The sequence below is a fragment of the Pseudomonas sp. S37 genome, assembly GCF_016658545.1.
Lineage (GTDB): Bacteria > Pseudomonadota > Gammaproteobacteria > Pseudomonadales > Pseudomonadaceae > Aquipseudomonas.
In genome coordinates this window covers 1-10,121 of record NZ_JACVZC010000168.1, presented here as the reverse complement: position 1 = coordinate 10,121, position 10,121 = coordinate 1, and the positions used below count along the sequence as shown (strand labels likewise).

The 10,121-nt window shown below is 65.8% G+C and carries 6 protein-coding genes; all 6 read left to right on the top strand.

From position 1 onward, the window contains the following. The first annotated feature begins 273 nt into the window (after positions 1–273). Positions 274–1,527 (top strand): TolC family protein, encoded by a 1,254-nt coding sequence (locus tag IAE39_RS27965; protein WP_201207712.1) that lies wholly within the window; start codon positions 274–276, stop codon positions 1,525–1,527. After that, complete coding sequence (locus tag IAE39_RS27960; protein WP_201207711.1) at positions 1,520–2,734, top strand: efflux RND transporter periplasmic adaptor subunit; 1,215 nt, start codon at positions 1,520–1,522, stop codon at positions 2,732–2,734. Before IAE39_RS27965 ends, IAE39_RS27960 begins: the two co-directional genes overlap by 8 nt. A 16-nt stretch (positions 2,735–2,750) precedes the next feature. Further along, positions 2,751–5,897 (top strand): efflux RND transporter permease subunit, encoded by a 3,147-nt coding sequence (locus tag IAE39_RS27955; RefSeq protein WP_201207710.1) that lies wholly within the window; start codon positions 2,751–2,753, stop codon positions 5,895–5,897. Between the two features lie 94 nt (positions 5,898–5,991). Continuing rightward, on the top strand, positions 5,992–6,528 hold the full coding sequence (locus IAE39_RS27950; protein WP_201207709.1) for an RNA polymerase sigma factor: 537 nt from the start codon (positions 5,992–5,994) through the stop codon (positions 6,526–6,528). After that, complete coding sequence (locus IAE39_RS27945) at positions 6,525–7,367, top strand: FecR family protein (RefSeq protein WP_201207708.1); 843 nt, start codon at positions 6,525–6,527, stop codon at positions 7,365–7,367. Before IAE39_RS27950 ends, IAE39_RS27945 begins: the two co-directional genes overlap by 4 nt. Positions 7,368–7,551: 184 nt before the next feature. Continuing rightward, positions 7,552–9,972 (top strand): TonB-dependent siderophore receptor, encoded by a 2,421-nt coding sequence (locus IAE39_RS27940; RefSeq protein WP_201207707.1) that lies wholly within the window; start codon positions 7,552–7,554, stop codon positions 9,970–9,972. Positions 9,973–10,121 lie beyond the last annotated feature (149 nt).

Here is a 10,121-nt window from a genome sequence, read left to right as displayed (position 1 = left end):
TCGTCCCACCACCCCTTCAAGTATCACCATACAAGCGGCTTTAGCCGCGAACACCGGCAACGCCGGTGCCATCCACTGCGCCGCCTTCTTCGCGGGTGAACCCGCTCCCACAGGTTCAGTACTTGCTTACCGTGCACACCAGGCTGCTCCCACAAAGGATCTGCGTCCGACCTCAAAACGTGCATTACAGAATTGTAATTTTCCTGCCACCGCCTCGATAAGCACGGCTTTCTACAGTCCCCCGCCAACGCTTCGCCGACGAGGACCTGTTCCGTGCCCATCCCCCGCAAGATCGCCTTGCTCTGCCTGCTGCTGGCCGCTGCTACCAGCGCCCAGGCCGGCCAAAGCCTCAGCCTGCCCCAGGCGCTTGCCGCCGCCTTTGCCCAGAACCCCGAACTGGCTGCGGCCGGCCGTGAAATCGGCATTGCCGATGGCGAACGGCGCCAGGCTGGGCTGATCCCCAACCCGGAGCTGGCCTGGGAGGTTGAAGACACCCGGCGCGACACCAGCACCACGACCGTCACCCTCAGCCAGCCGCTGGAGCTGGGTGGCAAGCGCGGTGCGCGTATCGCCGTGGCCGGTGTCGGCCAGGCAATCGCCCAGCTCGACCTGGAGCGCCAGCGCAATGGGCTGCGTGCCGATGTGGTGCAGGCCTTTCATGCGGCCTTGCGCGCGCAGACCGCGCTGGAGCTGGCGCAGCAGTCGCAGGCCCTGACCGAACGCGGGCTGCGGGTGGTACAGGGGCGGGTCACTGCCGGCCAGTCATCGCCGGTGGAAGCCACCCGTGCCCAGGTGCAACTGGCCCAGGCCCAGGCCGAAGTACGCCGCGCGCACACCCAGCGCAGCGTGGCGAACCAGGCCCTGGCCCGTTTGACCGGTAGCGCGCAGGCCAGCTTCGAGCAGTTGCAGGCGCCCAACCTTTCGCCCGGCATTGCGCCCAATGCCGACAGCTTGCTCGCGCGCGTCGAACAGACCGTGGAATGGCGCCTGGTCGCTGCCCAGGTCGAGCGCGGTGACGCGTCGCTGGGTTCGGAAAAAGCCCAGCGCATTCCCAACCTCACCGTCAGCCTCGGCAGCCAGTACAGCCGCGAAGACCGCGAGCGTGTGAACGTGGTCGGGCTGTCGATGCCGCTGCCACTGTTCGACCGCAACCAGGGCAACGTGCTGGCGGCCGCACGCCGTGCCGACCAGGCGCGAGACCTGCGCAACGCCGTGGAGTTACGCCTGCGCAGTGAAACCCGCAGCGCGGTCAGCCAGTGGGGCACGGCCATGCAGGAGGTTGACGCCTATGACCGCACCATCCTGCCCGCTGCACAGCAGGCCGTGGACACCGCCACCCGCGGTTTTGAAATGGGCAAGTTCGCCTTCCTCGATGTGCTCGATGCCCAGCGCACGCTGATCGAGGCCCGCGGCTTGTACCTCGAGGCCCTGGCCTCGGCGACCGATGCACGCGCGCAGGTCGAGCGCATCTACGGCGACCTCGACGGCCTGGGTAACAAAATGAACAGCAGGAGCAACAATGACTAACCCACGCAAGCTAGCCCTTCTGGCCGCTGCCATTGCCGCACTTGGCCTCGGTGGCCTGGCCTGGACCGGCAACCTCGGTCAGGCGAACAAGGCAGAAGCCCGCCACGACGACCATGGCGAAGACAGCCACGGCCATGCTGAAGAGAAGGCCGCTGATGGCCATGCGGAAGAAGGCCATGGCGATGAAGAAGGGCAGTTGCACCTGTCCATCGCCCAGATCGAAGCGGCCGGCGTGCAGATGGCTGCCGCCGGCCCGCGTGAGCTGGGTACTGCCATCAGTTTCCCGGGTGAAATCCGCTTTGACGAAGACCGCACTGCGCATGTCGTGCCGCGTGTGCCGGGTGTGGTCGAGGCCGTGCAGGCCGAGCTGGGCCAGGCGGTCAAGCGTGGCCAGGTATTGGCAGTGATCGCCAGCCAGCAGATTTCTGACCTGCGCAGCGAGCAGCAGGCCGCCCAACGCCGCCTGGAACTGGCGCGCCTGACTTTCCAGCGCGAACAGCAGCTGTGGCAGGAGCGCATCAGCGCCGAGCAGGATTACCTGCAGGCGCGCCAGGGGCTGCAGGAGGCCGAGATTGCCTTGGCCAATGCCCGGCAGAAGGTCGCCGCCGTGGGCCCGGCCGGCGCCGGCAACCGCTATGAGCTGCGCGCGCCATTCGATGCGGTGGTGGTGGAAAAGCACCTGACCGTGGGCGAGGTGGTCGACGAGACCAGCAACGCCTTCACCCTGTCCGACCTGAGCCGGGTATGGGCCACCTTTGCCGTGGCCCCGCGTGACCTGGACAAGGTGGTTACCGGCCGCAACGTCATGGTCAGCGCGCCAGACCTGGGCGCCCTGGTCGAGGGCAAGGTCAGTTACGTCGGCAGCCTGCTCGGCGAGCAGAACCGCGCCGCCACTGTGCGTGCCACCCTTGCCAACCCTGATGGCGCCTGGCGCCCAGGGTTGTTCGTCAATGTGGCGGTCAGCGTCGAGCGCTTCAATGCCGCCGTGGTGGTACCGGAGATCGCCTTGCAAACCTGGGAAGAACAGACGGTGGTGTTCGCCCGTACCGGGCAGGGCTTCGAGGCGCGCGCGGTGCAGACCGGCCGTCGCGATGCCGGCCAGGTGGAAATCACCCGCGGCCTGGCCGCCGGTACCCAGGTGGCTGCCGCCGGCAGCTTTGTCCTCAAGTCCGAGCTGGGCAAGGGCTCGGCCGCGCACAGCCATTGATCACGGGGACTCCTGCATGTTCGAACGCCTGATCCAATTTGCCATCGAGCAGCGCCTGGTGGTGATGCTGGCCGTGGTCCTGATGGCCGCGGTGGGCATCCACAGTTACCAGAAGCTGCCGATCGACGCTGTCCCGGACATCACCAACGTCCAGGTGCAGATCAACACCGCCGCGCCGGGCTACTCGCCGCTGGAAACCGAGCAGCGCATCACCTTTGCCATCGAAACCGCCATGGCCGGCCTGCCCGGGCTCAAGCAGACCCGCTCGCTGTCGCGCTCGGGCCTGTCGCAGGTCACGGTCATTTTCGATGACGGCACCGACCTGTTCTTCGCCCGCCAACTGGTCAACGAGCGCCTGCAGGTGGCGCGCGAGCAATTGCCCGAGGGCATCGAGGCCGGCATGGGGCCGATCTCCACCGGGCTGGGGGAGATCTTTTTGTGGACGGTGGAAGCCGAGGAGGGGGCACGCAAGGAGGACGGCACGCCCTACACCCCGACCGACCTGCGGGTGATCCAGGACTGGATCATCAAGCCGCAGCTGCGCAACGTGCCCGGGGTGGCCGAGGTGAACAGCATTGGTGGCCATGCCAAGCAATACCTGATTGCACCGGAGCCCAAGCGCCTGGCGGCCTACAAGCTCACCCTCAACGACCTGATCGCGGCGCTGGAGCGCAACAACGCCAACGTCGGCGCCGGCTATATCGAGCGTAATGGCGAGCAGCTGCTGATCCGCGCACCGGGCCAGGTGGCCTCGGCCGAAGATATCGCCAACGTGGTGATTTCCAGCGTCGATGGCACGCCAATCCGTGTCAGCCATGTCGCCGAAGTGGGCCTGGGCGAAGAGTTGCGCTCCGGCGCGGCCACCGAAAACGGCCGGGAAGTGGTGCTGGGCACCGTGTTCATGCTGATTGGCGAGAACAGCCGCAGCGTGTCGCAGGCGGTCGCCGCCAAGCTGGTCGAGATCAACCGCAACTTGCCCAAGGGGGTGGTTGCGGTGACCGTGTACGACCGCACCAACCTGGTGGAAAAAGCCATCGCCACGGTGAAGAAGAACCTGATCGAAGGCGCAATCCTGGTGATTGCCGTGCTGTTCCTGTTCCTTGGCAATATTCGCGCGGCGCTGATCACCGCCATGGTGATTCCACTGTCGATGCTGTTTACCTTCACCGGCATGTTCAGCAACAAGGTCAGCGCCAACCTGATGAGCCTGGGCGCGCTGGACTTCGGCATCATCGTCGACGGCGCGGTGGTGATCGTGGAAAACGCCATCCGCCGCCTGGCCCATGCCCAACAGCGCCATGGCCGCATGCTGACCCGTGCCGAGCGCTTCCATGAGGTGTTTGCCGCCGCTCGCGAGGCGCGCCGGCCGCTCATCTACGGGCAACTGATCATCATGGTGGTGTACCTGCCGATCTTTGCCCTGACCGGGGTCGAGGGCAAGATGTTCCACCCCATGGCCTTTACCGTGGTCATGGCCCTGCTGGGTGCGATGATCCTTTCGGTCACCTTCGTGCCGGCCGCCATTGCCCTGTTCGTCACCGGCAAGGTCAAGGAAGAGGAAGGCCTGGTGATGCGCACGGCGCGCCAGCGCTATGCCCCGGTACTGGTCTGGGTGCTGGGCCGGCGCAAGCTGGCGTTTGCCGGGGCCGCCGCCCTGGTGCTGTTGTCCGGGGTGATGGCCAGCCGCATGGGCAGCGAATTCATCCCCAGCCTGAGCGAGGGCGACTTTGCCCTGCAGGCCCTGCGGGTGCCGGGCACCAGCCTGTCGCAGTCGGTGGACATGCAACAGCGCCTGGAGCAGGCGATCATCGCCCAGGTGCCGGAAGTGGAACGGGTGTTCGCCCGCACCGGTACCGCCGAGATTGCGTCCGACCCGATGCCGCCAAACATTTCCGACGCCTACGTGATGCTGCGCCCGCGCGAGCAGTGGGTCGACCCGGGCAAGCCACGGGATGAACTGATTGCCGAAGTACAACGTGCGGCAGCCAGCGTACCGGGCAGCAACCACGAGCTGTCGCAGCCGATCCAGCTGCGCTTCAACGAGCTGATTTCCGGGGTGCGCAGTGATGTGGCGGTGAAGGTGTTCGGCGATGACATGGACGTGCTCAACCGCACCGCCGCGCAGATCGCCAGCAGCCTGCAGCGCGTGCCTGGCGCGTCCGAGGTGAAGGTCGAGCAGACGACCGGCCTGCCGGTGCTGACCATCGACATCGACCGCGACAAAGCCGCCCGCCATGGCCTGAACGTGGGCGATGTACAGGACGCCATTGCCATTGCCGTGGGTGGCCGCAAGGCCGGCACGCTGTACGAGGGCGACCGCCGCTTCGACATGGTGGTGCGCCTGTCCGAGACGTTGCGCACCGATGTGGACGGCCTTGCCAGCCTGCTGATTCCGGTGCCGGCCAATGCTGCAGCGGGGGCTGGGCAGATCGGCTTCATCCCGCTGTCGCAGGTGGCCACGTTGAACCTGCAACTGGGCCCGAACCAGGTCAGCCGCGAGGATGGCAAGCGGGTGGTGGTGGTCAGCGCCAACGTGCGCGGGCGCGACCTGGGTTCGTTCGTCGAAGAGGCCGAACAGACCCTGATTGGCCAGGTGCAGATACCACCGGGTTACTGGACGCGCTGGGGTGGCCAGTTCGAGCAGTTGCAGTCGGCGGCGCAGCGGCTGCAGGTGGTGGTGCCGGTGGCCTTGCTGCTGGTCATGGCGCTGTTGTTGATGATGTTCAACAACCTCAGGGATGGCTTGCTGGTGTTCACCGGCATACCGTTCGCCCTGACCGGCGGGGTACTGGCGTTGTGGCTGCGGGATATACCGTTGTCCATCTCTGCCGGCGTGGGGTTCATTGCCCTGTCGGGGGTGGCGGTGCTGAACGGGTTGGTGATGATTGCCTTTATCCGTGGGCTGCGTGAGCAAGGGCACACGCTGCGGGCGGCGGTCGAAGAAGGTGCGTTGACCCGCTTGCGGCCGGTGCTGATGACGGCGCTGGTGGCGTCGCTGGGGTTCATACCCATGGCGCTGGCGACCGGGACCGGGGCTGAGGTACAGCGGCCGCTGGCGACGGTGGTGATTGGCGGGATTCTGTCTTCCACGGCGCTGACCTTGCTGGTGTTGCCGGCGTTGTATCAGTGGGCGTACCGGCGCGAAGAGGCGCAGGAGGGGTAAGGTCCCGGGGGCCGTCTTGCGGCCCATCGCCGGCAGACAAACGCATGCCTTAGCCCATACAATGCGAAGCATTATCACTTGGCGCCGGTATTTCATGTCTCACACACCGCCCAACCAGGAGCTGCTTGACGCGCTGGCGTTGCATTATGACGACCTGGTCCGCTACATCCGCCAGCGCTTTCGCGACCGCCACTTTGCCCGCGACCTGGTCCACGACGTGTACCTGCAGATTATCGACAAGCCGCCGCGCCAGCGCATTTCGCTGCCGCTGGCATTTCTGCGCAAGGTTACCTTCAACAGGGCTATCGACCGGGTACGCGCCGAGTCACTGCGCGCAGCCCACCTGGCCGCGGCCAGCCTCGAAGAGCCTGCGCTGGACAGCTGGGACGGTGCCCGCGAGCTGGATTTCGAGCAGCAACTGCATGCCCTGCTGGCGATCATCGAAGCGCTGCCGGCACGCCAGCGCCAGGTGTTCCTGCTGCACCGCATTCACGGCATGGCCCAGCGCGACATCGCCGCCGAGCTGGAAATCTCGACCAACATGGTGACCCAGCACTTCAACCGGGCGATGCGCACCATCGCCAGCTGCTGGGAACCGGCCCGACGCCTGCGTGACGGGGGCCAGGCATGAGCCAGGGCAAGCGTGACGGCGAGCGCCAGGCCGACCCGCTGGATGCATTCAGCGAAGCATTGCGTGACCGGGTGGCGTCTCGCGAAGCGCTGCTCGCCGAAGGCAAGGCCATGACCGCACGGCGGCGCAAGGCTGGCAAGGCGGCCAAGGCCAGTTTGTTGTCGTTGTTGCTGGCCGGCAGCCTGTGGTGGCTGGACCCGGCCTGGCAGACCGAGCAGGTGCAGGTGGCCGTGGGCGCGCAGCGCGAGTGGGTGTTGGCGGACGGCAGCCAGGTGCTGCTGGATTCTGGTAGCCGCCTGCGGATTGAAAGGCGCCTGCGCAGCCGGCAACTGGAGCTGGTGGAAGGGCAGGCGCGCTTTACCGTGGTGCATGCTGATGCGCCGTTCATTGTCCGCAGCCAGGGTGTGCAGGTACGCGATATCGGTACGGTGTTCGACGTGCGCAGCGATGTACGTGGCGTGCGGGTGGGTGTGCTGGAGGGTGAGGTAGAGGTTGGCAGCGGGCATGGCAACGTGCAGCGGTTGCTGGCCGGGCAGCAACTGCTGGCCGCCGCCGGTGAGCTGGGCCCGGTGCAGGCCGTGGCGACCGACGCACTGGACGCCTGGCGCAGCTCGGTGTTGCGCTTTGACGGTACGCCGTTGCGCGATGCGATCGTGGATTTGCAGCGCTACAGCAAGCTGCCGCTGCGCCTGGCGGATCAACGCACCGGTGACTTGCGCTTGTCGGGGGCGTTCGACAGCCGGCAGGTGCAGGCGTTGCTGGAGCAGTTGCCGGCGGTGCTGCCGGTGAGCCTGGTGCGTGCTGGCGATGGGGGCTTGGTCATAGGCCGGGTTGATTGACCGCCCGCACCGGCCCCTTCGCGGGCTTGCCCGCTCCCACAGGCGAACGCGTAAACCTGTGGGAGCGGGCAAGCCCGCGAAAGGGCCGGTGCAGGCCATCAATAATTATTTTCATCCCCACATCAACATCCGCCCATGCCCAACCGCCATTCCCATGAAGCCACTTGAATCGTATGGGGAACACATGGGTAACCACCTTTCACCGCTGAGGCTGCTCGCCGCCAGCGTACTGGCCTGCGCCAGCGTCCAGGCACAGGCCGCCACCTTCAGCCTGGATATCCCGGCCCAACGCCTGGACCGCTCGCTAAACGCCCTGGCCCAGCAGACCGGCAGCCGTATCCTGTTTTCCACCGATGCCGCCGAGGGCCGCCAGGCAGGGGCTGTGCAAGGGCGGATGAGCGTCGAGCAGGCGCTGCAGCAGCTGCTCGCCGGCTCTGGCCTGCAGATCCAGCGGGCCGGGGAGGGTTACCTGATCGGCGCACCGGCCAGTGGCGCTGCCATGGAGCTGGGCGCCATCAACATCGATGGCCAGCGCGACGGCAACAGCACCGATGGCACTGGCACCTACACCTTGGGCAGCACGCGGACCGCCACCGGCCTGGGCCTGTCGCTGCGCGAAACGCCGCAGTCGATCAGCGTGGTCACCCGCCAGCGCATGGATGACCAGGGTTTGAACGACCTGACCGAAGTGCTCCAGCAAACCCCGGGCCTGTCGGTGCAAAGCCTGGGCAGCGAGCGCTTCAACATCTACTCGCGTGGCTACTCGGTCGACAACTATCAGTTCGACGGTATTCCCACCACCCTCGACATCGTCAGCCAGGTGTCGGCGCAGAGCTTGGCCGACATGGCCATCTACGACCATGTCGAGGTGCTGCGCGGCGCCAGCGGCTTGCTGACCGGTGCTGGCGACCCTTCGGCCACCATTAACCTGGTGCGCAAGCGGCCCACGGCCGAGTTCAAGGGGCATGTCAGCGCCGGGCTGGGTTCGTGGAACAAGTACCGCACCGAGGTCGACCTGTCCGGCCCGCTGACCCCCACGGGCAATGTGCGTGGGCGCATGGTCGCGGCCTATCAGCAGAACGACAGCTTCGTCGACCACTATCACCAGGAAAAGCAGGTGTTCTACGGCATCCTCGAAGCCGACCTCAGCGACAGCACCTTGCTCACCGTGGGCGCCGACTATCAGCGCAACCGGCCAGAAGGTTCGTCATCGGTGGCGTTCCCGTTGTTCTACAGCAACGGCGAGCAAACCGACTTTTCCCGCTCCACCAACAGCGCCGCACGCTGGAGCAGCAACCCGCAGGATGCGCTGAATACCTTTGCCAGCCTGGAGCAGCAACTGGGCCATGACTGGAGCCTGCGCCTGGCGGTGAACCAGATGTACATCAACCGCGACGACTACCGCCTGGCCACGGCCAGCTGGGGCTTCCCCGATAAAGAGACCGGCGAGGGCGTGCGCTTGTACGGCGGAGCCGGCAGCACCTGGCAGAAGCAGGTTGGCGTGGATGCCCAGCTCAAGGGGCCATTCCAGGCGTTTGGCCGCGAGCACGAACTGGTGCTGGGCTACAACTTCTCCCGTTATCAGAACCACCACGACCCGCTTCGGGGTACCTCGATCGAGGGCAACCGGGTCAACTTCTACACCTGGGACAACTACACCACCCAGCCCAATACTGCCAACGGCAAGCTGTACGACGGCGACACCAGCATCTACCAGAGCGGTGTCTACCTGGCCACGCGGCTGCGGCCCACCGACGACCTGTCGGTGATTCTGGGTACCCGGGTCAGCAACTACCGCTACCGCTACGACCTGGAATACGCGGTGAACACCGCGCTGAACAAGGTCACCGCCAACCGTGACAGTGGCGTGGTCACACCGTACGCCGGCATCGTCTACGACCTCGACGAGGTCCACTCGGTGTATGCCAGTTACACCAGCATCTTCAAGCCGCAGACCGTCCGCGATGCCAGTGGCAGCACCCTCGACCCGCGCGAAGGCGACAACTATGAAGTCGGCCTGAAAAGCGAGTTTTTCGGCGGCCGCCTGAACACCAGCATCGCGGCCTTCGAGATCAAGCAGGACAACCTGGCCGAAGTCGACCCCGGCAAGGTCGTACCCGGTACCACCACTTCCGCCTATCGCGCGATTTCCGGGGCTACCACGCGCGGCTTCGAAGTGGAGGCCAGCGGTGAGCTGCAGCCAGGCTGGAACCTCAGCGCCAGCTACAACCACAGCATCATCAAGGACGCCGATGGCGAACGCATCAACACGGTGTTCCCGGCCAACATGGTCAAGCTGTGGAGCACCTATCGTCTGCCCGGTGAACTGGACCGCCTGACCGTGGGCGGTGGCATGAACTGGCAGAGCGGCATCCACTTCACTGCCGCGCCCGTCGACCTGGGCAAGACAGTCAAGGCCAGGCAGGGCCAGTTTGCGGTGTTCAACCTGATGGGCCGTTACCAGATCACCGACCAGCTTTCGACCACGCTGAACGTCAACAACCTGTTCGACAAGAGGTACCTCAGTGCGCTGGATACCACTTTCTATAGCGGCTATTACGGTGAACCGCGCAACGTGATGGTGTCCACCCGCTGGGATTTCTGACGGCAAGCACTCGGCCCCTTGTAGGAGCGGCCTTGCGTCGCGATGGGCTGCGAAGCAGCCCCAAAATTGTGGTCCTGGCATAGATTGCCGGGGCCGCTTTGCGGCCCATCGCGACGCAAGGCCCCTCCTACAGAGGGCTGCGCAAGGCA

Bases quoted from the DNA above. Each gene is read 5' to 3' on its own strand.
- IAE39_RS27940 (WP_201207707.1), top strand. From the start codon at position 7,552: ATGGGTAACCACCTTTCACCGCTGAGGCTGCTCGCCGCCAGCGTACTG.
- IAE39_RS27960 (WP_201207711.1), top strand. From the start codon at position 1,520: ATGACTAACCCACGCAAGCTAGCCCTTCTGGCCGCTGCCATTGCCGCA.
- IAE39_RS27945 (WP_201207708.1), top strand. From the start codon at position 6,525: ATGAGCCAGGGCAAGCGTGACGGCGAGCGCCAGGCCGACCCGCTGGAT.
- IAE39_RS27950 (WP_201207709.1), top strand. From the start codon at position 5,992: ATGTCTCACACACCGCCCAACCAGGAGCTGCTTGACGCGCTGGCGTTG.
- IAE39_RS27955 (WP_201207710.1), top strand. From the start codon at position 2,751: ATGTTCGAACGCCTGATCCAATTTGCCATCGAGCAGCGCCTGGTGGTG.